Source organism: Aliirhizobium sp. YIM B11859 (assembly GCF_057163345.1).
On sequence record NZ_JBXHAY010000009.1, the window covers coordinates 17,678 to 42,672 of the forward strand.

Consider the following 24,995-nt stretch of genomic DNA (forward strand, 5'->3'; position numbering starts at 1 on the left):
GACCGCGGACGGTCTTGATGATGATCGACTGACTATTGGCCGATGGAACCGGACAGCGCAAGCGGATCGGCACCTATCTCCTCCACCATCCAGTCGCGAAAGGCCGCAAGCGGCGGATAGCTCGCTCGATCCGGCATATAGGCAAGATAATATTGCCCCGTCGGCATCGGCGGCGTTTCCACCGCCTGCACCAGCTGCCCTTCTTCCAGTTCACGCGCAATCAGGAAACGGGGAAGAAGTGCCGCGCCAAGTCCCGAACGCGCGGCCTCGACCATGGTGGTGAACTGATCGAACAACATGCCATGTACGGCATCGAATGCCACCTGGTTGCGGGTGAACCAGAGTTCCCAGGCATCCGGCCTTGTACTCAGATGCAGAAGCGGCGCGGCAAGCATGTCTTCCGGCACCGACAAAACATGCCGGTCCCTGAATTCGGGGCTGCAGGCCGGCACGGTTTCCTCATCCATCAGAAAGCTGAGCGCGGCCCCCGGCCAGCGGCCCGCACCGAAATGGATCGCCGCATCCAGCGTATCGAAACGGAAGTCGAAGGGTTCGAGCCGGGTGATCAGATTGACCACCATGCCGGGATGCCGTTCGAGAAACCGCCCGATGCGCGGGGTCAGCCAGCGCGCTCCGAAAAACGGCAGGATGGCAAGATTGAGCGTGCCGCCGGCCGGATTGGCCCGCAGGTTGAGCGATGCATTCGAGATACGTCGCAATGCCTCCCGCACCTCGCGGGCATAGGCGTCACCCGCAAGCGTCAGCCGTATCGTCTGCCGTTCGCGCAGGAAGAGCGCTACCCCGAGCTGTTTTTCAAGCGCCGAGATCTGCCGGCTGACGGCACTTTGGGTAAGCCCCAACTCGTTGGCGGCCGCCGTGACGCTGCCTGTGCGGGCGGCGGCCTCGAAGGCGGAAAGCAGGGAAAAGGACGGAAGGAAACGCCGCGGTGGGAGCATGTCATTCCTCCAGCGAATGACCTGTTGATATTATGTCGATATTCACCGGCAAATCCGCTCTGTAAAGTCGCCGGAATAATAAAATCCGGGAACTTATCCATGCTCGACGATCCGCGTTCTCACGGCCTCTGGGAGAGGACCGCGCCGCCCGCCCCTGCGACATTGCCTCTCAAAGGCAATACCAGCGCCGATGTGGTGATTGTCGGTGGCGGTTATACCGGCCTTTCCGCTGCATTGCACCTTGCCGAGCAGGGTACCAGCGTTGTGCTTCTGGAAGCAACCGAGATCGGTTTTGGCGGGGCCGGCCGCAATGTCGGCCTGATCAATGCCGGCATGTGGGTCATGCCCGACGACTTCCCGAAGGAACTGGGTGATCATTACGGCGAGCGCGCACTCGACTTTCTCGGCAACGGCCCCTACCTCGTCCGTGAACTGATCGAAAAACACGCAATTGCCTGCGAGCTCGAAACCAGCGGCACACTGCATTGCGCAGTCGGCGCGGACGGCATGACGGAACTGGAAGAACGTGCCCGCCAATGGCAGAAGCGCGGCGCCGCGGTCACCATGCTGGACGCCGCCGAGACCGAACGGCGGATCGGCACCAAGGCCTATGCCGGATCGCTTCTTGATATGCGCGCCGGCACGCTGCAACCGCTCGCCTATGCCCGTGGACTGGCGCATGCAGCCGTCAAGGCAGGAGCGCGGCTCCATACCGGCAGCGCGGTGACCTCGACCGGAGAGGCCGGCGGCAAAAAGATCGTCAGAACCGCCGGTGGCGAAGTTTCGGCCGACTGGATCATCGTCGCCAGCGACGCCTATTCGACCGGCCCGTGGCAACAGGTGCGCCGCGAACAGGTCCATCTGCCCTATTTCAACTTCGCCACAAGGCCACTGTCGGCAAATCTTCGCCAATCGATACTGCCGAATTCAGAAGGCTGCTGGGATACCAAGGAGGTTCTGTCCTCTTTCCGCATGGACCAGGCCGGTCGCCTCGTCTTCGGTTCCGTCGGCGCCCTGCGCGGCACCGGCCTTGCCGTCCACAAGGCCTGGGCGCGCCGCTCGCTGAAACGGCTTTTCCCGCAGCTCGGCGATATCGAATTCGAGGCCGAATGGTTCGGCCGGATCGGCATGACCGACAATGCGCTGCCGCGTTTCCATAAATTCGGTAAAAATGTCATCGGTTTCTCGGGTTATAACGGGCGTGGGATCTCGCCCGGCACGAATTTCGGCAAGGTATTGGCGCGCCATATCCTCGGCGAAGTTGCGGAAGCGGATCTGCCTCTGCCGCTGACCGAGGTCAAGGAACCCGGTTTCCGCCAGCTGAAGGAAGCCTATTACGAGGCGGGGGCGCAGATCTCCCATTTTGCCGGCGAACGCTTCTGAAACGAAATGAATATCGGCCGCCATGTTGCGAAACTGCTGCCGATTTGTAGATTGACCCGAAATTTCGATACCCGGAGACAGACATGACGCTCGCCAAACTCGACCTCGCCGCCGAAGTGGACAAGATCTTTGCAGATCTCGGCGTCGCCACCAGCCAGTATAAGGGCGGCACGCTCGCTGTCCGTTCGCCGATCACCGGCACCGAGATCGGCAAATTGCCGGAAATCGACGCAGCCGGCGCAAGGAAGGCGATCGATGCAGCGCATCAGGCCTTTCTCGAATGGCGCCTCGTACCGGCGCCCAAGCGCGGCGAGCTGATCCGCCTGCTCGGTGAGGAACTGCGTGCCGCAAAAGCGGCCCTTGGTCGTCTCGTCTCGATCGAAGTCGGCAAGGTGACTTCGGAAGGCCTCGGCGAAGTCCAGGAAATGATCGACATTTGCGATTTCGCCGTCGGCCTTTCCCGCCAGCTCTACGGCCTGACGATCGCCACCGAACGTTCCGAACATCGCATGATGGAAACCTGGCACCCGCTGGGCGCCATCGGCATCATCTCCGCCTTCAACTTCCCGGTCGCCGTCTGGTCCTGGAATGCCGCACTTGCCCTCGTCTGCGGCAATTCCACCATCTGGAAGCCGTCGGAAAAGACACCGCTGACCGCACTCGCAAGCCAGGCGATCTTCGAAAAGGCACTTGCCCGCTATGTCGCAGATGGCGGCACCGCACCGAAGAACCTCTCGACGCTGCTGATCGGCGGCCGCGAGATCGGCGAAGTGATGGTCGACCATGAAAAGGTGCCGCTGGTGTCCGCCACCGGCTCGACCCGCATGGGCCGCGAAGTCGGCCCGAAGCTCGCCCAGCGTTTCGCCCGTTCGATCCTCGAGCTCGGCGGCAACAATGCGGCGATCGTCACCCCCACTGCCGACCTCGACCTGACCCTGCGCGGCGTCGCCTTCTCGGCCATGGGAACCGCCGGCCAGCGTTGCACGACCTTGCGCCGCCTTTTCGTGCATGACAGCGTTTATGACGCCCTCGTGCCGCGTCTCGCCAAGGCCTATCAGTCCGTCACCATCGGTTCGCCGCTGGTGGACGGCAATCTCGTCGGCCCGCTGATCGACAAGCAGGCCTTTGACAAGATGCAGGCCGCACTCGATGCAGCAAGGGCTGAAGGCGGCAAGGTTGTGGGCGGCGAACGCGTGCTCGACGCCGATGCGAGCGATGCCTATTACGTCCGCCCCGCAATCGTCGAAATGCCGGCACAGGCCGGTCCGGTGAAGGACGAAACCTTCGCCCCCATTCTCTACGTGATGAAATATTCGACCTTCGACGAAGCTCTGGCGCTTCATAACGACGTGCCGCAGGGCCTCTCCTCTTCGATCTTCACCAATGACATGCGTGAAGCCGAAACCTTCGTGTCTGCACGCGGTTCGGATTGCGGGATCGCCAACGTCAATATCGGCCCATCCGGTGCCGAGATCGGCGGCGCGTTCGGCGGCGAAAAGGAAACAGGCGGCGGTCGTGAATCCGGTTCGGATGCATGGCGGGCCTATATGCGTCGTGCCACCAACACCCTCAACTATGGTCGCACCCTGCCGCTGGCACAGGGCGTCAAGTTCGACATCGAGTAACCACAAGCAAATGGCGGCGCTGAACCTCCTGACCGATATCGAGGGCGTGGCCGTTGGCCATGCCACCGATCTTGTGCTGGGCTCCGGCGTCACGGCCATCGTCTTCGACGAGCCGGCGATCGCCTCCGGCTCGGTTCTCGGCGGCGCGCCAGGCGGGCGCGACACGGCCCTTCTCGACCCATCCATGACGGTTCAGGCCGTCGATGCCTTTGTACTGTCCGGCGGTTCGGCCTTCGGGCTCGATGCGGCAGGTGGCGTGCAGGCGGGACTGCGCCAGATCGGTCGCGGTTTTGAAGTCGGAACAACGAGAGTGCCGATCGTGCCGCAGGCGATCCTGATGGATCTGCTGAACGGCGGCAACAAAGATTGGGGCCTGCATTCTCCTTATCGCGACATGGGCTACGATGCCTTCAAGGCCGCTCGAAAAGGTGCCTTCGCGCTCGGTACAGTTGGAGCCGGCACCGGGGCGACGACCGCAACGTTGAAGGGCGGTATAGGCTCAGCCAGCGCGACGACCTCCTCCGGGCACACGATTGCAGCGATTTTGGCCGTCAACGCCATGGGCTCGGCAACCGTTGGAGACGGTTCGCATTTCTGGGCAGCCCCTTTCGAGCGTAACGGCGAGTTCGGCAGCCTGGGCCTGCCGCACACCTTCACGGACGATCATTCGGCACTGCGCATCAAGGGCGTCAAACTGAAGGCGACAACGATCGGCGTCATCGTAACCGATGCAGCACTCACCAAGGCGCAGGCGCATCGCCTGTCGATCATGGCCCATGACGGGCTTGCCCGCGCCGTTCTACCCGCACATCTTCCAGGTGATGGCGACACGATCTTTTCCGCCGCAACCGGCAAGAAGCCGCTTGGCGACATGATGGCCTTTGCAGAACTCTGCCATCTGGCAACGCTGGTGACGGCAAGAGCCGTTGCCCGCGGCGTGTATGAGGCGACGGCTCTGCCTGTACCGAATGCGCAACGAGCATGGCGGGACAGCCTGACTTAACATTCTTCAGGTTGTATTTTTTATCATTGCAACCAAGTGAAAAATACTTCACTCTCCCTTGTGCAAGCTCATGCGAGGCATGACCGATTGCGACCGCAAGGAAATCCAGATTCCTGGTGAGAGGGGAAGCAGATGGATCCCATCATTGATCTTATCAACGGAATAGCATTCGGGCAGTTTGGTGCGATCATCTCCGCAATCGCGGCGTTGGGCACCGCAGCCTTCGGTTTGGTCGACGGAACGAAAGCCTTTAACGGTGGCATATCAAATGTCGGCTATGGCTTCATCCGCACTGCATTGCAGCCATATGAGCTGGCGCTCAGGACGATAAATGAGGAAGAGCCCTACGCAGTCGCGAAAGCGAACTGGCTGAACGGCATGGAGAAAGCCGAACAGAAGGCAATCGCAAAAAATCTGATCAGATTGGGTTTCAATTCGGTAACGGCCGGTTCCATTGCAACACATGTGCTGCCAAGCGATGCGCCGCTCCTCTCCCAGATCGCCGCGAAGATAGAAAAGGGAGATCTGCCGACCGAAGCGGAACTTGCGATTCTTGCCCGTTTCGACGCGATCATCGACGCACGCCTGGATGCCGCCTTCGAACGGGCCGACCAGAAATATCGCAACACTTCGCGGGTCGTTGCAGCACTTGTCTCGATTGTATTGGCCGTTATCGGCGCGATGACCGTTTTCGCCTCGGCAGAACTTAAAGTGATCATACTCGGCTTGATCGTAGGCATCATCGCCGTGCCCGTGGCTCCGATCGCCAAGGATCTGTCCTCAGGTATATCCACCGCCGTCGCGACCTTCAAAACCATCAAGAAATAGGCGGATAGCCATGACGCTGTTTCTCAATTTCCGTGTCGCGCCGGTCGGCGGTGCGGTCGCAACAACACCCGCAACACAAGAAAGCGGAAGCCATTTCGGCTTGTCGCCTGTCACGTTGTCTTTGTTCAAACGATCTTTGGCGGATCGGGACATACTGTTCGTCACCCATGGCTATAACAACAAGCAGAGCGAGGGCGTCCGCGCGCTCTCCAGCCTGGAGACACTTCTTGATCTCCCGTCCTCCGCAGTTTTCGTCGGTATTTTATGGCCTGGAGATTCCCACGCCGGCTTCATCAGTTATCCTGTCGAAAAGCCCACCGCGAACTATGTCGGCCGGCAGCTGGCGACATTCTGCAATCGTGAACTGACGCAGGCATCAAGTTTTTCCTTCGCGAGCCACAGCCTGGGAGCAAGGGTCGTGCTGGAAACGATCCGCCGACTGGATCGCCCAGCGAGATCCGCCAGCCTGATGGCGGCCGCCATCGAGCGTACCTGCCTGGAAAAGGAATATGCCGACGCCTTCAACAAGACTGAACGCGTCTATGTGCTGGCTTCGGAGAAAGATCTTGTGCTTCGACTTGCTTTTCCGTTCGGCAATTTCTTCGGTCATCTTCTCGATCCCACCAGCAACCCGATTTCGAGCGCGCTGGGTTATCGGGGGCCATCACGGGCGGTCGGCCATACCGTTCAACCGTGGCAGATCGATAAAACGCTGGGATATGAGCATGGCGAATACCTGCCACCGTCCGAGCCAGGCAAGACATTTCCGGATCCCAAAGGAACCTGGGTCCAGCCTGCAGAATTCTTGACCCGCGCATTCAACCTGGAGCGTCAGACCTGGCCCAAGTAAGGGGCATGCCGCTAACGCCCGCGGAAAGACGCCAATGCATCTTCCAGTCGCGGCCAATCCTGTTCGGCAGCTATGCCGATCCTCAGATCGTCGCAGCGCTCTTCGAAACGTCTTGTGATGATGCCGCGCTCACCAAGATGACGGTAGAGCGCCTGTGCCTGCGGATCGCGCACCAGACAGAATAGAGATGTCCCGCCGAACACCGCAATGCCGGCACTGCGAAGAAGCAGATGAAGACGTCCGGCATCGCCATTGAGCCGGTTGCGCATCTTCGCCTGCCACCGATCGTCGGCCAGTGCCTCGCGCGCCACATGCAGAGCCGGCCCCGACACCGCCCAGGGTCCGAGCTTTTCCTCGATCGTGAAAACGATATCGGGCCGCACGATCGCGAAACCAAGTCTGAGGCCCGCCATCCCGTAAAACTTGCCGAAGGAGCGTAATACCAGAAGGCCACCCTCATCGACCGCGCCGGCAACGCTCTCGGCGTCCGACACATCCATGAATGCCTCGTCCACCACCAGCAACCCATCCTTGGCTCGCATAAACGCTGCAAGTGACAGGAGATCGCTCCTCTCGACGATGCGACCGGTCGGATTGTTGGGATTGACGATAACCGCAAGATCGCCCTCCGCCAAACGGTCCAGCTCATCCGTACCATCCACCTCGAAACCGGCCATGCTTGCCGCCCGGGCGTGCTCTGCATAGGTGGGAGACAGAACCGCCGCTTTCCGCCCGCCGACAAGGCCTGCGACGATCGGCAGCAGGATCTGCGTGCCCGGACCGGCTGCAACATGCGCGGCAGACGGTGCGCCATAGGCCTTTGCTGCAATCACCTTCAGATCATCGAGCGATGCCGGCTCCGGCAATCGCGCGAAAGCATTGGCGGGGATCGGTGAATGCGGATAGGAATGCGGATTGATGCCGGTCGACAGATCGATCCATGGCTCGGGCGCTTGCGGAAACAGCGCGCGCGCCTTGGCGAGATTGCCACCGTGCTGGATCGGGTCGCCTAAATCAGAGAGCGCCAACTTCATGTTCCTTCTTGCATTCTTCGCGCTGATCGTTGAGCGCTTCACCGGTTACCCGGACTGGCTGTTCAAGCTGATTGGCCATCCCGTGACCTGGATCGGCCGGCTGATATCCGAACTCGATCGGCGATGGAACCGCGAAACCGACGACTTCGCCACCCGCAAGACCATGGGCATCAAGGCGCTCGCAGTTCTGATGGTTGCGGTTATTCTGATTGGCTATGTACTGCAGGCGGGCCTTCTTGTCCTGCCTCTCGGCCCGATCCTGCTGATGCTTGTTGCCGCCAGTCTTCCGGCGCAAAAAAGCCTGGAGCAGCATGTCAGGCAGGTTGCCTCCTCGCTCAAGCATGGCGGCTTGCCGGCTGGCCGCCAAGCCGTTTCCCGGATCGTCGGGCGAGATGTCGAGATGCTCGACGAAGCCGCAGTCTGCCGGGCGGCGATTGAAAGCCTGGCGGAGAATTTTTCCGACGGCGTCGTTGCGCCGGCTTTCTGGATGGGTGTCGGCGGACTGCCCGCAGGGGCTGCCTACAAGGCAGCCAATACGGCCGACAGCATGATCGGCCATCGCTCGCCCCGCCACGAAGCCTTTGGTTGGGCCGCCGCGCGTTTCGACGACGTCATCAATCTGCCCGCCTCGCGATTGACGGCCGTGCTGTTTGTCGTCGCCGCCCTCTTTGTTCAGGACGCTTCTCCGCGCAATGCCATAAGGGCGATCCGGCGCGATGCAAAAAATCACCGCTCCCCCAATGCCGGCTGGCCGGAGGCGGCAATGGCCGGCGCGCTGGGCATCGCCCTTGCCGGCCCGCGCAGTTACGGCGGCAAGATGATCGAAGCCGGTTACATGGGCGAAGGCGGTCGCACGGAACTCGTCTATGAGGATATCTACGACGCGCTGAAGATCGCCCGCATTGCAGATATTCTGCTGATTGGCCTGTTCGGCATTCTGGCTGTGCTCATGTGGCAAGTCTGAGCAATCCGTCAAGATCGAGATGCCGTTCCATATGGGCGGCCAGCCGATCGAGAATGGCATCGATATTAGCCTCATAATCAAGGCTTGATGACGAGCCGCCGAGCCTTGCAAGCCAGGCAGACCTCTGCCTGTCATCCGCAAACAGCCCATGCACATAGGTACCGGTGACCTTTCCATCCGCCGAGCGGGCGCCTTCGGCATGCCCGTCGATCGTCGAAAACGACCGGGCGCAATCGGCACCGGTTGTGCGCCCGATATGCATTTCATAGCCGGCGAAGGAAACATTGTCGAAACTGGTTCCCGAAACCGCTTCCAGCCGCTTGGCGCCGGAGAGGACGGTGTCCACGTCGAGAAGACCGAGCCCTTCGACAGAGCCGGGCGGCCCCTCCGTCCCTTCCGGATCGGAAAGTAACTTGCCCAGCATCTGGTAGCCGCCGCAGAGACCGAGCACTTGCCCGCCGCGCCGGTGATGGGCGGCGATATCGATATCGAAACCGGCCTCGCGCAACGCTGCCAGATCCGAAATCGTCGCCTTGGAGCCGACCAGCAGCACCAGGTCGCAATCGCCCGGAATAGTTTGCCCGCGGCGCACCCGGATCAGCTCCACATCCGGTTCTGCTTCCAGCGGGTCGAGATCGTCGAAATTGGAAATATGCGGCAGGATCGGTACCGCAATCCGGATTTTCGCGCCCGGCTTACGGGCAAAAGACTGGGCAAGGCCCAGCGCATCCTCGGCCGGCAACAATGCGGCATCGGCAAAATGCGGCAAAAGCCCGATCGATTGCCAGCCGGTGAACCGGGTGATCATCCCCATCCCCTCGTCAAACAGGGCAGGATCGCCGCGAAACCGGTTGACGATGAAGCCGCGGATCATCGCCGCGTCCTCGGCATCGATGACCAGTTTCGTGCCTGCGAGGCTGGCGATCACGCCGCCGCGGTCGATATCACCGATCAGCACGACCGGAACATCGGCCGCCCGGGCAAAACCCATATTCGCGATATCGTTTTGCCGCAGATTGATCTCCGAAGCACTGCCGGCACCTTCGACCAGGACCAGATCAGCCTTCGCCCGAAGGATCTCGAAACTTTCGAGCACGCGCTGCAACAGTCTCGGCTTGAGCTGCTGGTATTCCGACGCCTTGGCATTGCCCTCGACCCGCCCCTGCACCACGATCTGCGAGCCGACATCACTCTGCGGCTTGAGGAGAACCGGGTTCATGTGGACGCTGAGAGCCACCCCGGCGGCACGCGCCTGCAACGCCTGTGCGCGGCCGATCTCGCCGCCATCGGCGGTAACCGCGGCATTGTTGGACATGTTCTGCGGCTTGAATGGCAGGACGCTCAGACCGCGAAGGCTGAAGGCGCGGGCAAGACCAGCCACGACCAGCGATTTGCCCACGTCCGAGCCCGTTCCCTGGAACATGAGCGACCGGGCAGCCATGCTTTAGAACTCGATCCCGGCCTGGGCTTTGACGCCGGCCTTGAAGTGATGCTTGACCAGCGACATCTCGGTGACGAGATCGGCCGCCTCGATCAGCGCCGGCTTGGCATTGCGCCCGGTCACCACGACATGCAGATCCGGGCGTCGCGCCTGAAACGCAGCCACGACCTTTTCCAGATTGAGGTAATCGTAGCGCAGCGCGATGTTGAGCTCATCGAGAATGACGAGGCCTATCGTCTCGTCCGCCATCAGCTCGAGCGCCTTCTCCCAGGCTTTTTCGGCCGCGGCGATATCGCGCTTCAGGTCCTGGGTTTCCCAGGTGAAACCTTCGCCCATCGTATGCCAGACGACGCGATCACCGAACACCGCAAGTGCCGGCTGCTCGCCGGTCGACCATGCGCCCTTGATGAACTGCACGATACCGACCCGGCGATTGTTGCCGAGCATGCGAAGCGCCAGCCCGAAGGCTGCCGTCGACTTGCCCTTGCCGGGTCCGGTATGGACGATAAGAAGACCCTTTTCCTGGGTCTTCTCCGCCACTTCTGCATCCTGCACGGCCTTGCGGTTCGCCATCTTGGCCCGATGGCGCGCCTCTTCTGCCTGATTGATCTCCTTCACCGTGCAGCAAACCCCGTGGACGACGACGCGGATGCACTTTCACCCGACCTGAAACGCGCGCGGATCAAACCCGCAAGCGCGCCAAGAACGGCCCAGAACACCAGGTTTGTGGCATAAACGGCGTTGACGAACCGCGCATAGAGATCCATCGGCACAGCCGTCTCATGCGAGGGCGGCAATGGCGCACCAATGAGATGCGGGGCGACGAGCAGCACGATCGCGAGTGCTGCAGGCAGCGCCGAACGGCTATAGGCCAGAAGACCAAGCCCTGCAGCCGTGCAGACAGCGGTCGATACCCACCAGACCTGACGTGGACCGAGTTCGGCGGCCGGCATGCCGGGCAGTTCCGGCGGCAGGCCGAGGCCTGGCGCCAGGATCACCGTGACGAACCCTGCAAGGCCGAACATCAGACCGCCACGCCATCCGCCGAACCCGCCGAGAGCCTCGGACGCTGCGATGAGCACCAGCGCAAAGCCGATCCCGGTCAGCATGTCGGCCGCAGCCGTATAGATGAAGCGCTCGAAACCGTCGGCCGGCGACCAGCCTTCCTCGTCATGCTCATGCGCGGCGACAGGCGCTGCGGCCCCGGCGGCCGGTGCGGCATCGTGGCTGTGGCCAGCTTCCGCGCCGGCATTTTCATAAACCTCTGCGTTCAGGATCAAAGGTACGGTGGAAAAGCTCTGCATCACGGTCAACAGGAGACCAGCCAAAAGACCGGCGATCACCGCCGTGAAGACGATGTTACGAAACAGCGACATATGGGAATTCCTCTAGGTGACCAGCGATCTCAGTGGCAGGGAAATGCCAGTGAATGGCGCGTATCGTGGGCGGCGTTATGCACGACTTCCAGATGCGAGAAACCGACGAAACCGACCATGAAAAGGCCGAGAATAGCCGACAGGCCGAGAGGAATGACTTTGGAAGTGGAGACGCTGACTGCAGTTGCAGCGGAATTCGTAACCATGGACTTTTCTTTCTGCCCTCCACCCGAGGACTGTTCAATTTATCCGATATCTCCGGCAGGTCTCCTGGCTCGCGGATCGAATGCCTTCACCCGCCTTCCCGGATTTCTCCAGTGGCTTGACGGCCATATAGCCGTTTTGGGTAGAGACTTTCCGCCTACAGTTGCGGGGGCAGCCGCGGGTTTGACAGAAAAACCGTCGCACCGCATTCCCTTCGATAAACCCTTTCGGGCACCAAAGACGATTTCACTATAGACAATTCCTCTGATCGGGCAATCGTCTTTGCGACATTGACAGTTTACCGCAACAGCGCTTACTTGACGGAACAACGGTCCCTTGCCGGCAACGGGAGGGGCTAAGAGAGAATGCGGTGCGAGCCTTGGGAAACTCCAGGCTCAATGCCGCGGCTGCCCCCGCAACTGTAGGCGGCGAGCCATCCGGCCAGAGACGCCACTGGAGAGATCCCGCCACGGATCCATCTGGGAAGGCAGGCGGATGGCGACGACCCGCGAGCCAGGAGACCTGCCGTTCGACAATCATGCTTTTCCGGGCGGGGTGCTCCGGATGAAGCTTTGCTTTCACTGCAGGATGGCTCGTCCTCCTGCCGCGCACCCCGATTGTTGAAGACCTGGCGGTAGTGCGGCCTGATGACAAGTGATGACAGAAAAGGCGTGTCCGACGCGGCTTGCGGCGACGTCGATGTGACGATTTTCGTCTGCACCAATTGCCGTGAGGCAAGTGACAGTGAGGCCCGCCCCGGCATCGGCCTGATCGAGGCGCTGCGCCGCGCCGCCGACGGCAAGCCGCTCGCCGTCAAGCCCGTCACTTGCCTTGCCAATTGCGACAAGAGCCCGAGCGCCGCCTTCAGCCATCGCAGCGGCTGGTCCTATGTCTTCGGCCATCTCTCGACCGACAATGTCGACGATATCGTCACCGGCGCCATGATGCTGGCCGAGGACGAACGCGGTTTTCTTCCTCTTCGCGGCCGTCCCATGTGCCTGCGCGGCAAGGGCATGACGGCCCGCATTCCCCCATTCCATCATCACGAGGACATGCCTTCATGAGCGTAAACTTCGATCGAGTCCCCTGCACCGTCGTCACCGGCTTTCTTGGCGCCGGAAAGACCACGCTGATCCGCAACCTGATCGAGAAACTCGACGGCAAGCGTCTGGCGATCATCGTCAACGAATTCGGCGATGTCGGCATCGATGGTGAAGTGCTGAAGGGCTGCGGCATAGAGAGCTGCCCGGAAGACAACATCATCGAACTGGCCAATGGCTGCATATGCTGCACCGTAGCCGACGATTTCGTTCCCGCGATCAACCAGATTCTGGCGCTTCAGCCGCCCGTCGATCATATCCTGATCGAAACCTCCGGCCTTGCACTGCCCAAGCCGCTGGTCCAGGCCTTCCAGTGGCCGGCCGTCAAGGCGCGCGTGACGGTGGATGGCGTGATCGCCGTGGTCGATGGCGTGGCGCTGGCCGAAGGCCGTGTCGCCGATGACCATCATGCGCTCGAGGCACAGCGCCAGCAGGATGACTCGATAGACCACGACGATCCGATCGAGGAAGTCTTCGAGGATCAGGTCGCCTGCGCCGACATGATCGTGCTGACCAAGACCGACCTTCTCGACCAGGCATCGCTTGCCGCCGCCAAAGGCCGCGTCCAGGCGCATCTGCCGCGGGCGGTGAAGATCGTGCCGTCCGCCAATGGTGCGGTCGATCCGAGCGTGCTGATCGGCCTTGGCCTTGCCGTCGAGGACGATATCGAAAATCGCAAGACCCACCATGATGACGAACTGGACCACGACCACGACGATTTCGACAGCTTCGTCATTGACTTGGCAGCGGTGACCGATCCGGACGCATTGGCCGCCCGCATCTCCGCTACGGCGGAAGCCGAAAACGTGCTGCGCATAAAGGGCTTCATCGACGTCGCGAACAAGCCGATGCGCCTGCAGGTACAGGCGGTAGGATCGCGCGTGAACCACTATTTCGACCGCGCCTGGGCTCCCGGCGAAACCCGCCAGAGCCGCCTCGTCGTGATCGGAGAAAAGGGCATAGACCGCGCCGCAATCGAAAAGATGCTGGCTGCTTAATCAAGCCTGCGGAGGATAGTCAGAGAAAAGGATGCATATACTCGCCACCACATCGTCGTCGCTCGACGACCTTATCGAACCGGTCGACTTGAACCAGTCGCCGGCGGATGTGGTGGTGCTATCCTTTTCCGGAAGTGACCTGAAAGGTATTTCTGCCGGATGGAGCGAAGGCGAGGTTTCACTCGCTCTCGCCAACCTCTCCGATCTGCGTCATCCGATGTCTGTCGATCTGTGGGCGGAAAAGACCGCAGCCCAGGCAAAAGTCATTCTGGTGCGCATCCTCGGCGGATACGATCGCTGGGCCTATGGTGTCGAACAGCTTTCCCGGCTGGCACGACGAAAAGGCATCGCGCTCGTTTTGCTGCCCGGCGAATGCAGCATCCGGGATCAGCGACTGGCCACCGCCTCTACGGTCTCCGAAGACGAGCTTGCGGGCATACTGGAATGTTTCCGCGAGGGCGGTCCGGACAATATGCGGCTTCTGGCAAGACGGCTGGCCGCCCTGGCAACCGGCAAGACGGATATTCTGCCGGAGGCATTGCCGATGCCGAAGGCCGGTTTCTACAGGCCGGGCCATGGCATCGCCCAAGGTGATGACCTGCTGGCCGGGTTGGCAAAGCACGCGCCACGCCTGCCCATCCTCTTTTATCGCTCCATGCTGCTTGCCAATGATGCGGCGCCGATCGACGCCTTGTTTGCCGCCCTCAAGGCCCGCGGCTTTGCACCGATGCCGATCTTCGTCAGCAGCCTCAAGGATACGGACGCGATCACATTCGTTGAAGATGCTGTCCGGCGACTTGATCCTGCAGCGATCCTGACGACCACCGCCTTTGCCAGCGGAACCGATGACACTGGCGATACGATCTTCGACCGCAGCGGAATTCCCGTCTTCCAGGTCGTCGTTGCCACGACAAGACGTGAGGGCTGGACGGAGGGGCGGCGTGGCCTGAACCCTGCCGATCTCGCCATGCATGTCGTGCTGCCGGAACTCGATGGCCGTATCCTCGCCGGCGCGATCTCGTTCAAGCAAGGCCACAACTCCGCCAGCCTGATCAATCAGCCCGAACCAGACCGGGTGGAACAGGTGGCCGACCGGATCAAGGCCTTTCTGCGGATGAAGATGGCGCCCCGCGCCGAACGCAAGATCGTGATCCTGCTGCCGGATTATCCGAGCGCACCCGGTCGCACGGGTTATGCCGTCGGTCTGGACGTGCCGCAAAGCGTGCTGTCCATGCTGCAAGACCTTTCGATAGCAGGTTATGCGGTTTCCGATATCCCCGAGACGGCCCGCGACCTTCTCGACCGCTTGCGTAAGGCCGGCACGCTATCGATCGGCGATTACATGGCCGCACCCGGCGTCGATGCCGCCTGGGGTGCTCCGCAGGACGACCCGGACGTCGAAGACGGGGCCTACCGGTTCCGCGCCGCGCAATTCGGCAATATCACCGTGGCGTTGGCGCCGGATCGCGGACGCAATGCCGATCGCCGAGCCGATTATCACAGCCCCGATCTTCCCCCGCGTCATGCACTGGTCGCCTTCGGCCAATGGATACGCGCTATTGGCGCCCACGCGATCGTGCATGTCGGCGCCCACGGTACCCTGGAATGGCTGCCGGGCAAGACGGTGGCGCTGTCTAAGGATTGTTTCCCGGAACGTGTCACGGGCGGGCTGCCGGTGATCTATCCTTTCATCGTGTCGAACCCCGGTGAGGCAGCCGTTGCCAAGCGTCGCATCTCCGCTGTCACCATAGGTCATTTGCCGCCGGTTCTGACCGGCGCCGGCCTGTCCGACGAACAGAAGAAGCTGGAGTTGCTTGTCGACGAATATGCCCAGGCGGATGGCCTCGACCGCCGCCGTCGCGACCGGCTGGCAAAACTGATCGTCGAGGCCGCCCGCGATACCAGCATTGCGACCGATGCCGGCGTTTCAAAGGGCGACGACCCGGATACGGCGCTGGCCCGCATCGACGCCTTCCTTTGTGACCTGAAGGACTTTGCCATCAAGGATGGCCAGCATGTCTTCGGCAAAGTGGCCGAAGGCGACGCCGACCAACTGCGGGTCGCCAGCGCCGCGACGGAAAAACGGGCGCTGATCGACGCACTGGACGGAAAACACATTCGCCCCGGCCCGTCCGGCGCGCCGGCCCGCGGCCGCCGCGACGTGATGCCGACCGGACGCAATCTGTTTGCCAGCGACCCGCGCACCCTGCCGACCCCGACAGCCTTTGAATTGGGAAAACGCGCTGCAGACGAAATCCTGCGTCGGTATTTGCAAGATCATGGCGACTGGCCGAAAAGCCTCATCTTCGATTTATGGGGCAGCGCCTCGCTTCGAAGCGGCGGCGAGGAAGTGGCGCAAGTCCTGGCGCTGATCGGCGCACGGCCGGTCCAGGATGCCGCGACCGGCCGCGTGACCGGCATCGAGGTTCTGGCTCCGGCACAGCTTGGTCGCCCGCGGGTCGATGTCACACTGCGTATCTCCGGTCTCTTCCGCGACATGTTCCCGGCGCTGATCGCGTTGCTCGATGCCGCCATGCGGGCGATTGCTGCACGGGAAGAGGCGCCGGGCGACAATCCGTTGGCGGAGGATATGCAGGAACTTGGCCATCTGCCGCCGCGCATCTTCGGCTCCGCACCCGGCACCTACGGTTCCGGTATCGAGGACAAGCTGGCGGACGGATCATGGGGTGAGCGCGAGGAACTCGGCCGCATCTATCTCGATGCCACCAGCCATGTCTTCGGTGGCGCTGATGGCGAGGCAAGCCACGCGCCCGGAAAATTTGCCGGGCGGGTCGGTGTCGCCGACCTGATCGTCCATACCGGTGATGATCCCGGCCGCGATCTGTTGGATGGCTCGGCGGATGTCGCTTTCATCGGCGGGTTTTCGGCAGCCGTAGCAGCTCTCGGCGGCAAGGCGGATGTTATCGCGCTCGATACCACCGATCCGGCAAACCCCAGGGCACGCTCGATCTCCGAGGCCGTCACCCGCGTGGTCCGCGCCCGCGCAACCAACCCGCGTTTCATCGCCGGCCAGATGCGCCATGGTCCGCGCGGCGCCGCTGAACTGGTCGAAACCGTCGATCGGCTGATCGGTTTTGCCGAAACCACCCATGCCATTCCGCAATCCCTGATCGACGCCACCTATGACGCCTATCTCGGCGACGAGGCCGTGCGCGATTTCTTGCTGGCGCAGAACCCCGAAGGCGCCCGTTACATGGGCGAACGCTTCCGCTCGGCACTTGCTCGTGGTCTCTGGCATCCGCGCCGCAACGCGGTGGATGCGGAACTCGAAATGCTGATGCCTCCGCGAAAAGGAGAGGTCGCATGATGGCGCTCCCTGTTGAACGTGCGGATCAGGACATGCGGCGGGGCGCCTGCCCGGCACTGTCAACCCCGATGATGACCGGCGACGGTCTGCTGGCGCGCGTTTCTCTCATCGAGGCGATCTCGCCGGCACAACTTGCAGAGATCTGCCGGCTGGCAGTCAAGCACGGCAACGGCATGGTCAATATTTCCGCCCGCGGCAATCTTCAGATCCGCGGATTGACAGAGGCCTCGGCACCGCGGCTCGATGCGGATATCCGGTCGATGAACCTGCCGCTGCGTGACGGCCTGGCAGTCGAGGTACCGCCGCTTGCGGGAATGGACGAAAGCGAAATCGCCGATCCGCGCCCGCTGGCGAAAGCCATACGCGATGGCGCCGGCACCATTACCGGGCTGGCCCCGAAAATGGCCGTGATCGTCGATGGCACCGGACATTTGCGGCTCTCCAACCTGCTTGCGGACATCCGCCTTGTGGCGGTCTCGGCAACTGAATGGCAACTGCTTCTTGGTAACACAGAACAATCGGCACATGTTTTCAATGTTTTACGTGAAACACTTGTTGTCGACACGGTTATCGAGCTGTTGAAACGGCTGAAAGGCCTGGGAAACAAGGCCCGTGGGCGGGACCTGATACAGGCTCTATCCTTGAACGAGCAGCCGCAGAGCGCTCCGTCCCTATCCTCGGGCCTGTCCCGCGGATCAGCAAGTGCCGTGCCAGTCAGTCTGTCGCCGATGCCCGGGACGAGCTCGAACGTGACGGCAAGAGAGAAGGCGGCCGCCCTCTCGCCTTTTGCCATCTTCCCACTCTCAAACCATCTCCATGCCGTCGGCATCGGTCCCGCCTTCGGCCAGGCGAAGGCGGAAAGCCTGATCGCGCTCTGCGACGAAGCGACCAGCTTTGGGATAAAATCTTTAAAACCGGCGCTCGATCATTCACTTCTTTTTTTCGGCCCATTACAGTCCTGCCAGTCGCTGCGGCATTTCGCCGAAACCATCGGTTTCATCACAACGGCAAGCGACCCGCGCAGCCATATCGCCGCCTGCTCGGGCAGCCCGGCCTGTAACTCGGCCAGTATCGCCACGCATCGAATCGCGGCGAATGCAGCAAAGGATTGCGGCGATCTTCTCGACGGATCTTTCAAGCTGCATGTAACCGGCTGCGCCAAGGGCTGTGCCCATCCCGAACCTGCAGCCCTTGCGATTTGCGGCACGGCCGATCGTATTTCCTTCATCGCCAACGCAAAAGCCTCCGGCGAACCCTTTGCTTTCACATCTTTTGCCGATACCAACGCCACGCTTTGCCGCTTTGCCGATCTCGTGAGATCGGAAAAGCAAGCCGGCGAAAACTCCGCCGACTGCCTTGCCCGGATCGGTTCCGGTCGACTGGCAGCGGCCGCCACAGGACGACCATGACGAATTACGACTATATCCGCGAAGGCGATGCGATCTACGAAAAGTCCTTTGCGATCATCCGCGCAGAGGCCGATCTTTCCGCCTTTACCGATGAACAGGCCGATATCGCCGTGCGCATGATCCATGCCTGCGGGCTGGTCGAGGCGGCAGAACATTTCCGTTTCTCGAGCGATTTCGTCGAGGCGGCACGCGGCGCCTTGCGGGCCGGAAAACCCATCTATTGCGACGCCGAAATGGTCGCACACGGCGTGACCCGTGCGCGCCTGCCGGCGGAAAACCAAGTGATCTGCACCTTGCGCGACAGCCGCACGATGGAGCTGGCGAAAACGCTCGGCAATACGCGCTCGGCAGCCGCCCTCGACCTCTGGGACGAGATGGAGGGATCGGTCGTGGCAATCGGCAATGCGCCGACTGCGCTTTTCCGCCTTCTCGAAATGCTGGATGCCGGCGCCCCACGACCGGCCGCCATCATCGGCATGCCGGTCGGTTTCGTCGGCGCGGCGGAATCCAAAGAAGCCCTGATGGAATCCATCCATGACATTCCCTATGCAATCGTGCGCGGTCGCATGGGTGGTTCGGCCATGACGGCGGCTGCCGTCAACGCGCTGGCGAGGGCAGGGCTTTGAACGCGCAAATCATCAAGGGCCGGCTGACCGGCGTCGGCACCGGCCCTGGCGATCCGGAACTGATGACGCTGAAGGCCGTGCGGACCATCCAAGAGGCTGATGTTGTCGCCTTTTTCTGCAAGAAGGGCTCGACCGGCAATGGCCGCGCCATCGTCGAGGCACATATCCGCCCCGGCACGATCGAACTGCCGCTGGTCTACCCGGTGACGATAGAGACTCACAAGGACGAGGCAGACTACAAGAACCCGATCAACGATTTTTTCGATCGCTCGGCCGAAGAGATCGCGGTCCACCTTGATGCCGGCCGCAATGTTGCGGTGCTGAGCGAAGGCGACCCGCTATTTTACGGCTCCTACATGCATCTGCATCTGCGGCTGAAGGATCGGTATCAGGCCGATGTCGTGGCCGGCGTTACCGCCATGTCCGGCTGCTGGTCGATGACCGGCCTGCCGCTGGTTCAGGGCGACGATACCCTCAGCGTCCTGCCCGGCACGCTTTCGGAAGAAAAACTCGTCGAACGGCTCTCAGTTACGGACGGCGCCGTCATTATGAAAGTTGGCCGTAACTTGCCGAAAATCCGCCGTGCGCTGGCCGCCGTCGGAAAGCTGTCCGGCGCGCTGTATGTGGAGCGCGGCACGATGGCGAACGGCTCGGCAGAACCGCTGGAAACCCGCGACGAAAGCCCGGCTCCGTATTTTTCCATCGTTCTCGTTCCCGGCTGGACGACCCGTCCGCAAGGAGCGCTGCGGGAAACAGCTGGAGAACAGCAATGACCGGCTGGCTGACCGTTGTCGGCCTCGGCCCCGGAAGTCCGGACCAGATGACGCCGGAAGCGCTGGATGCGGTGCGCGCCGCTTCCGACTTTTTCGGCTATCTCCCCTATATCGATCGCCTCAGCCTGAGGACAGACCAGCGCTGCCATGCCTCCGACAACCGCGAGGAACTGGCGCGCGCCAAGGCGGCCCTGGAAATGGCGGCCAACGGAGCCAAGGTCTGCGTCGTCTCGGGCGGCGATCCCGGTGTTTTTGCCATGGCGGCCGCCGTCTGCGAAGCGATCGACGAGGGCCCGACGGAATGGCGCGACATCGAGCTATCCATCGTGCCGGGCGTGACCGCCATGCTGGCCGTCGCCGCCAAGGCCGGTGCGCCGCTCGGCCATGACTTCTGCGCCATCTCGCTGTCGAATAACCTGAAGCCCTGGGCGGTGATCGAAAAACGGCTTATTGCTGCGGCAACGGCCGGTTTCGTCATGGCCTTCTACAATCCGATCAGCAAGGCGCGCCCGCACCAGCTCGGCGAAGCTTTCGATATCCTGCGTGCCCATCTGCCTGGCACAGTACCGGTGATTTTCGGCCGCGCCGCCGGACGACCGGACGAGGCGATCCGCATCGTGCCGCTGTCGGAGGCGCAAGGGGAGATGGCCGACATGGCCACCTGCGTCATCGTTGGCAGCACCGAAACGCGCCTGATCGAACGAACCGACCAGCGGCCGATCGTTTATTCCCCGCGCTTCTTGCGGGAGAGCGCCCGTTGAGCAAGCAACCGAGCGACCATCCCGGCAAGTTCCGCGACGCTTTCGGCCGACGCCACGTCCGGCAACAGTGGACGCTCGATCAGTATCACCTCGATACCGAGACGCCGGGCAGCAAGGATCTTGCCGACGCTGGAAACGCCGCCGCTATTTTTCGAAACGATAAGATCGATAGCATGCTGTTGGAGCAGCCGGATTTCGTCCGCTTCGGCAAACGGCCCGCGCGCCGTGATATAAGAGACATCCGGCAGATCGAGCGGCGGATCGACGGGATCGACGCTGCGAACCAGATAGGAATGCTGCTTCATCGGCTCGAACGGCAGCAGTTCCTGCCGGCCAAGCGTCAGGAAAACCCGGCGCGCCGGCATGTCGAGCGCGGAAACGGCCGCCGCGATATCGGTTACCTCGCGCCAGCGATCCTCCGTGTGGCGCAGCCATGCAGGACGCCGCAGAGCCAGGATGTCCGTGCCGGTGGCAGCCGCAGCTTCGGCCGCATTGCGGGAAATCCTTGCCGCGAACGGATGCGTGGCGTCGATCAAAAGGTCGATATTGTTCTCGCGAATGAACGTCGCCAACCCCTCTACGCCGCCGAAACCGCCGATACGGACCGGCACCGGCTGTTCGGCCGGGCTCTTGGTGCGCCCGGCCAGCGACAGAAGGATGTCGTAGTCGGGATTGGTCGAAAGCTGCGCCGCGAGCGCCTTGGCTTCCGCCGTGCCGCCGAGGATCAGAATTCGCATGAGGATGGAGTTGGTCAAATTGCCTCCTGAATCAGGAATGAGAGCTTTAAACCATCGAAGCTGGCTGTCCATCGTCGGTATCGGCGAAGATGGCGCAAACGGGCTTGGCGACAGTGCAAAGGCCGCGATTTCCGATGCTTCGGTGGTGTTCGGCGGCAAACGGCATTTGGAGCTTGCTGCCTCCCTGATCTCGGGCGAGGCGCGCCCCTGGCCGACACCGTTCGATGCGGCAATGCAGGATGTCATCGCCTTGCGCGGGTCAAAAGTCTGCGTGCTGGCCTCCGGTGATCCGTTTTTCTTCGGTGTCGGAGTAACCCTGTCACGTCATCTAAGCGCTGACGAATTCACCACCTACCCATCGCCCTCGGCCTTTTCGCTCGCAGCATCCCGCCTCGGTTGGCCGCTGCAGGAGATCGAAACGGTTTCCCTGCATGGCCGCCCGCTCGATCTCATCCGCCCATTGCTGCACCCCGGCCGGCGGATCATCGCGCTGACCTCGGATGAAAAAGGCCCGGCGGAACTTGCAAAGCTGCTGACCGGTATCGGTTTCGGCGGTTCGAAGCTGATCCTGCTCGAAGCACTCGGTGGCGACGCTGAACGCATCCGTTCGACCACAGCCGGCGCGTTTTCAGTGCCGGATATCAATGTGCTGAACGTCGTCGGCATCGAAGTTGTGGCAGATGTAGGCGCACGCATCCTGCCACGCGGTTTTGGCCTGGATGATGCCCTGTTCGAGCATGACGGCCAGATCACAAAACGGGAAATCCGCGCCCTGACGCTCTCGGCGCTCAGCCCCCTCCGCGGCGAACTGCTCTGGGATATCGGCGCCGGTTCCGGCTCTATCGGCATCGAGTGGATGCTCGCCGATCCGTCGATGAAGGCGATCGCCATCGAGGCGCATCCGCAACGCGCCGCCCGCATCAAACGCAACGCGGCCAGTTTCGGCGTGCCGGCTCTGGTTCTGATCGAAGGCGAGGCACCAACAGCACTTACCGGCCTCCCCCCACCGGATGCGATCTTCATCGGCGGCGGCGGCAGCGAGCCGGGCGTCTTCGATGCCGCCGTTGCGGCGCTGAAACCGGGCGGTCGGCTGGTCGCCAATGCGGTAACGCTGGAAATGGAAGCCACGCTTCTGGCGGCAAAGGCAAAGCTTGGCGGCAACCTGATCCGCATGGAGGTCTCCCGTGCCGCACCGGTCGGCGCCATGCAGGGCTGGAAGCCGGCCATGCCGGTGACCCAGTGGAGCTGGATGAAGGGAATGACATCATGATCATCGCCGGTCTCGGCTGCCGCAAGGGCACGACGCACGAGGAGCTTTTGTCGGCCCTCGATGCCGCTTGCCTTGAGGCAAAAATTTCACGCCAGTCTCTCGCGGCACTTGCTACAGGCGAAATCAAGCGGGAAGAGCAGGGCATTCTGCAATTGGCCGAAACGCTGGGGCTTCCGCTCCATATCGTCTCCGACGACGCCCTGATGGAGGCAGAACCTCGAACGAAGACCGTTTCGCGCCACAGTCTTGCCAAAACACTCTCCTCCAGCCTGTCGGAGGCGGCAGCGCTGGCCGCGGCAGGCAAAACATCTGAGATCATCGTGCCACGGCTGATTTCTCAAGGTGCGACCTGCGCCCTGGCACGTTCGAAGGACCATTCATGACCGTTCACTTTATCGGCGCCGGGCCGGGTGCTGCAGACCTGATCACCGTACGCGGCCGCGATATCCTCGCCCGCTCGCCGGTCTGCCTTTATGCCGGCTCGATCATGCCGAAGGAACTGCTCGACTGGTGCCCCAAAGATGCGCGTATCGTCGATACAGGTTCCCTGTCGCTCGACGAGATCGAGGCGGAATATCTTTTAGCCCACAAGGCCGGCAAGGACGTGGCACGGCTGCATTCCGGCGATCTCTCCGTCTGGAGCGCGGTCGCCGAGCAGATCCGCCGGCTGGAAAAACACGGCATCGCTTATACGCTGACGCCCGGTGTGCCCTCCTTTGCGGCGGCGGCGGCCGCGCTGAGACGCGAGCTGACCATTCCGGAAGTGGCACAGAGCTTGGTGCTGACCCGCGTCTCCGGCCGAGCCTCGAAAATGCCGGAAGGCGAGACGTTGAAGGCATTCGGCGCCACCGGTGCAACGCTTGCGATCCATCTTGCCATTCATGCGATTGCAAAAATCGTCGAGGAGCTGACACCGCTTTACGGCGCCGATTGCCCGGTGGCGATCGTCGTGCGCGCCTCCTGGCCGGAGGAACGGATCATCCGCGGCACGCTTGCCGACATCGAGGCAAAACTGGCCGAAGAACCGGCCGAACGCACGGCACTGATCTTCGTCGGCAAGGGCCTGGGTGCATCGGATTTCGTCGAGAGCCAGCTATACAATGCCGACTATGTACGCCGCTTCCGTCCCGGCTGGGATCAGCTTGGCAAGGATCGCACCGACCAAACTCACACCGACAAGAGGTCGGAATGATCGGAGGGCGTAAATTCGGTCTGGCCGACAAGCCTGCCCTGCCGGTCGAAAACCAGGATTTCCAAGGCGATCTCCGGATCACGCAGCGCCTTGGCCGCGGTTTTCCAGGCAAGCGCGGCGATACGGTCGCCGAGCCCAAGTCCGCTTTCTCCGGCAAGCTGGAACGCCTGCGAAACGGTATTGGCCGCAACGATCTGCGCCACCAGATCGGCATCCGCTCCGGCCTCCGCCGCAACCTTGGCCAGTGCATCGAGATCGGCCAGTCCGCGCTTGGAATGCACGTCGAGCATGCCCTGGGCGAGCTTGGTCATCTTGGCGACGCCGCCGGCGATCGTGACCTTCGGCACCGGATGGCTGCGGACATATTTCAGCATGCCGCCGACGAAATCACCCATGTCGATCAGCGCGGTCTCGGAAAGACCATGATGCGCCTGCGCCGCCTTCTCCGACGTGTTTCCGGTGGCACCGGAAATATGATCGAGACCGGCCGCGCGCGCCACGTCGATACCGCGCCAGATGGAGTGGATCCAGGCCGAGCAGGAAAACGGAATGACGATACCGGTCGTACCGAGGATCGAAATCCCGCCGAGAATGCCGAGCCGGCCGTTCAGCGTCTTTTCGGCGATCTTCTCGCCGTCGGCGACCGAAATTTCCACCTCGAAATCGGCCCCTTCGCCTGCCACCTCTGTGATCGCCTGGGCGATCATCTGCCGCGGCACCGGGTTGATCGACGGCTCGCCGGGCGGCAAAGGCAGGCCGGGACGCGTGACGGTGCCAACCCCCGGACCGGCCTTGAAGGTGATGCCGCTACCGGCCACACCACGCCGGACCGTGCTCATGATCAAGGCGCCATGCGTCACATCGGGGTCGTCGCCGGCATCCTTGACGATACCGGCCTTGGCGAAATCTTCGCCTGCGTCTTCCACGGCAAGAGAAAAGCCCGGCCGCTGTCCGCCAGGCAACGTGACCTCGACCAGGGCCGGAAACTCACCGGAAATCAGCGCAAGACAGGCCGCCTTGCTGGCCGCGGCCGCACAGGTTCCCGTGGTCCAGCCACGCCGCAGGTTCTTGCTTTCTTCGTCAATGGCCGCTTCCATGGCCGTTTCTATAGCCCGGCCGTCTCCGGCCGGCAAAAGG

24 protein-coding genes and 2 riboswitches are annotated in these 24,995 nt (G+C 62.1%); of the genes, 16 read left to right on the forward strand and 8 right to left on the reverse strand.

Annotation, left to right across the window (positions count from 1 at the left end; genetic code table 11):
* Nucleotides 1-32: 32 nt before the first annotated feature.
* The gene (locus AC2GXZ_RS26610) at nt 33-956 is read right to left on the reverse strand and encodes a LysR family transcriptional regulator (protein WP_483762258.1); all 924 of its coding nucleotides are present in this window, start codon (nt 954-956) and stop codon (nt 33-35) included.
* Nucleotides 957-1,055: 99 nt separating this feature from the next.
* Between AC2GXZ_RS26610 and AC2GXZ_RS26615 the strand changes: the two genes are divergently transcribed.
* From AC2GXZ_RS26615 to AC2GXZ_RS26635, 5 genes are all read left to right on the forward strand, one after another.
* Nucleotides 1,056-2,339, forward strand: coding sequence for an NAD(P)/FAD-dependent oxidoreductase (locus AC2GXZ_RS26615; RefSeq protein ID WP_483762259.1), 1,284 nt, complete (start codon nt 1,056-1,058; stop codon nt 2,337-2,339).
* 83 nt (nt 2,340-2,422) lie between these two features.
* A complete protein-coding gene (gene amaB, locus AC2GXZ_RS26620; protein WP_483762260.1) occupies nt 2,423-3,964 on the forward strand; it encodes an L-piperidine-6-carboxylate dehydrogenase in 1,542 nt (513 codons plus the stop codon).
* Between the two features lie 10 nt (nt 3,965-3,974).
* The gene (locus AC2GXZ_RS26625; protein ID WP_483762261.1) at nt 3,975-4,967 is read left to right on the forward strand and encodes a P1 family peptidase; all 993 of its coding nucleotides are present in this window, start codon (nt 3,975-3,977) and stop codon (nt 4,965-4,967) included.
* 132 nt (nt 4,968-5,099) lie between these two features.
* Nucleotides 5,100-5,795, forward strand: a complete 696-nt coding sequence (locus AC2GXZ_RS26630) for a hypothetical protein (protein ID WP_483762262.1) — start codon at nt 5,100-5,102, stop codon at nt 5,793-5,795.
* A gap of 10 nt (nt 5,796-5,805) precedes the next feature.
* Nucleotides 5,806-6,645, forward strand: coding sequence for an alpha/beta hydrolase (locus AC2GXZ_RS26635; protein ID WP_483762263.1), 840 nt, complete (start codon nt 5,806-5,808; stop codon nt 6,643-6,645).
* An 11-nt stretch (nt 6,646-6,656) separates the two neighbouring features.
* On the opposite strand, the gene cobD is transcribed toward AC2GXZ_RS26635, so the two are convergent.
* Nucleotides 6,657-7,679, reverse strand: a complete 1,023-nt coding sequence (gene cobD, locus AC2GXZ_RS26640) for a threonine-phosphate decarboxylase CobD (protein WP_483762264.1) — start codon at nt 7,677-7,679, stop codon at nt 6,657-6,659.
* On the opposite strand from cobD, the gene cbiB reads away from it, so the two are divergent.
* Entirely contained in the window at nt 7,678-8,643 is a 966-nt protein-coding gene (cbiB, locus tag AC2GXZ_RS26645; RefSeq protein WP_483762265.1) for an adenosylcobinamide-phosphate synthase CbiB, read from the forward strand. The genes cobD and cbiB overlap by 2 nt on opposite strands.
* Here cbiB and AC2GXZ_RS26650 read toward each other — a convergent pair.
* Genes AC2GXZ_RS26650 through AC2GXZ_RS26665 form a run of 4 tightly spaced genes read right to left on the reverse strand, consistent with a single transcriptional unit; the run spans nt 8,627 to nt 11,666 of the window.
* Entirely contained in the window at nt 8,627-10,084 is a 1,458-nt protein-coding gene (locus tag AC2GXZ_RS26650; RefSeq protein WP_483762266.1) for a cobyric acid synthase, read from the reverse strand. The two genes, cbiB and AC2GXZ_RS26650, sit on opposite strands and share 17 nt — an antisense overlap.
* A gap of 3 nt (nt 10,085-10,087) precedes the next feature.
* Nucleotides 10,088-10,702 carry a cob(I)yrinic acid a,c-diamide adenosyltransferase gene (cobO, locus tag AC2GXZ_RS26655; protein WP_483762267.1) on the reverse strand — a complete coding sequence of 205 codons (615 nt, stop codon included), beginning with the start codon at nt 10,700-10,702 and terminating at the stop codon, nt 10,088-10,090.
* Nucleotides 10,699-11,460, reverse strand: a complete 762-nt coding sequence (locus AC2GXZ_RS26660) for a CbtA family protein (protein WP_483762268.1) — start codon at nt 11,458-11,460, stop codon at nt 10,699-10,701. The genes cobO and AC2GXZ_RS26660 overlap by 4 nt, the downstream gene beginning before the upstream one ends.
* A 29-nt stretch (nt 11,461-11,489) precedes the next feature.
* Nucleotides 11,490-11,666 carry a CbtB domain-containing protein gene (locus tag AC2GXZ_RS26665; RefSeq protein ID WP_483762269.1) on the reverse strand — a complete coding sequence of 59 codons (177 nt, stop codon included), beginning with the start codon at nt 11,664-11,666 and terminating at the stop codon, nt 11,490-11,492.
* 37 nt (nt 11,667-11,703) lie between these two features.
* Nucleotides 11,704-11,918: riboswitch (cobalamin riboswitch) on the reverse strand.
* A 58-nt stretch (nt 11,919-11,976) separates the two neighbouring features.
* Nucleotides 11,977-12,208, forward strand: a riboswitch (cobalamin riboswitch).
* Nucleotides 12,209-12,335: 127 nt separating this feature from the next.
* On the opposite strand from AC2GXZ_RS26665, the gene AC2GXZ_RS26670 reads away from it, so the two are divergent.
* From AC2GXZ_RS26670 to AC2GXZ_RS26700, 7 genes are read left to right on the forward strand one after another with little or no spacing between them, the layout of a single operon-like run.
* A complete protein-coding gene (locus AC2GXZ_RS26670) occupies nt 12,336-12,728 on the forward strand; it encodes a DUF1636 family protein (protein WP_483762270.1) in 393 nt (130 codons plus the stop codon).
* A complete protein-coding gene (gene cobW, locus AC2GXZ_RS26675) occupies nt 12,725-13,762 on the forward strand; it encodes a cobalamin biosynthesis protein CobW (RefSeq protein ID WP_483762271.1) in 1,038 nt (345 codons plus the stop codon). Before AC2GXZ_RS26670 ends, cobW begins: the two co-directional genes overlap by 4 nt.
* Nucleotides 13,763-13,793: 31 nt before the next feature.
* Nucleotides 13,794-17,090 carry a cobaltochelatase subunit CobN gene (gene cobN / locus AC2GXZ_RS26680; protein WP_483762272.1) on the forward strand — a complete coding sequence of 1,099 codons (3,297 nt, stop codon included), beginning with the start codon at nt 13,794-13,796 and terminating at the stop codon, nt 17,088-17,090.
* Nucleotides 17,087-18,499: a precorrin-3B synthase gene (gene cobG / locus AC2GXZ_RS26685; protein ID WP_483762273.1), complete on the forward strand. Its 1,413-nt coding sequence runs from the start codon at nt 17,087-17,089 to the stop codon at nt 18,497-18,499. The genes cobN and cobG overlap by 4 nt, the downstream gene beginning before the upstream one ends.
* Nucleotides 18,496-19,125 (forward strand): precorrin-8X methylmutase, encoded by a 630-nt coding sequence (locus AC2GXZ_RS26690; protein ID WP_483762274.1) that lies wholly within the window; start codon nt 18,496-18,498, stop codon nt 19,123-19,125. Before cobG ends, AC2GXZ_RS26690 begins: the two co-directional genes overlap by 4 nt.
* Nucleotides 19,122-19,898 (forward strand): precorrin-2 C(20)-methyltransferase, encoded by a 777-nt coding sequence (locus AC2GXZ_RS26695; RefSeq protein ID WP_483762275.1) that lies wholly within the window; start codon nt 19,122-19,124, stop codon nt 19,896-19,898. The genes AC2GXZ_RS26690 and AC2GXZ_RS26695 overlap by 4 nt, the downstream gene beginning before the upstream one ends.
* Nucleotides 19,895-20,659, forward strand: a complete 765-nt coding sequence (locus AC2GXZ_RS26700) for a precorrin-3B C(17)-methyltransferase (RefSeq protein ID WP_483762276.1) — start codon at nt 19,895-19,897, stop codon at nt 20,657-20,659. Before AC2GXZ_RS26695 ends, AC2GXZ_RS26700 begins: the two co-directional genes overlap by 4 nt.
* Here AC2GXZ_RS26700 and AC2GXZ_RS26705 read toward each other — a convergent pair.
* Nucleotides 20,623-21,396 carry a cobalt-precorrin-6A reductase gene (locus AC2GXZ_RS26705; protein WP_483762409.1) on the reverse strand — a complete coding sequence of 258 codons (774 nt, stop codon included), beginning with the start codon at nt 21,394-21,396 and terminating at the stop codon, nt 20,623-20,625. The genes AC2GXZ_RS26700 and AC2GXZ_RS26705 overlap by 37 nt on opposite strands.
* Nucleotides 21,397-21,406: 10 nt before the next feature.
* Between AC2GXZ_RS26705 and cbiE the strand changes: the two genes are divergently transcribed.
* Genes cbiE through cobM form a run of 3 tightly spaced genes read left to right on the forward strand, consistent with a single transcriptional unit; the run spans nt 21,407 to nt 23,858 of the window.
* On the forward strand, nt 21,407-22,666 hold the full coding sequence (gene cbiE, locus AC2GXZ_RS26710; protein ID WP_483762277.1) for a precorrin-6y C5,15-methyltransferase (decarboxylating) subunit CbiE: 1,260 nt from the start codon (nt 21,407-21,409) through the stop codon (nt 22,664-22,666).
* Entirely contained in the window at nt 22,663-23,049 is a 387-nt protein-coding gene (locus AC2GXZ_RS26715; protein WP_483762278.1) for a cobalamin biosynthesis protein, read from the forward strand. Before cbiE ends, AC2GXZ_RS26715 begins: the two co-directional genes overlap by 4 nt.
* Nucleotides 23,046-23,858, forward strand: coding sequence for a precorrin-4 C(11)-methyltransferase (cobM, locus tag AC2GXZ_RS26720; protein ID WP_483762279.1), 813 nt, complete (start codon nt 23,046-23,048; stop codon nt 23,856-23,858). Before AC2GXZ_RS26715 ends, cobM begins: the two co-directional genes overlap by 4 nt.
* Here cobM and AC2GXZ_RS26725 read toward each other — a convergent pair.
* Nucleotides 23,834-24,955 carry a cobalt-precorrin-5B (C(1))-methyltransferase gene (locus AC2GXZ_RS26725; protein WP_483762280.1) on the reverse strand — a complete coding sequence of 374 codons (1,122 nt, stop codon included), beginning with the start codon at nt 24,953-24,955 and terminating at the stop codon, nt 23,834-23,836. The two genes, cobM and AC2GXZ_RS26725, sit on opposite strands and share 25 nt — an antisense overlap.
* Between the last annotated feature and the right edge of the window lie 40 nt (nt 24,956-24,995).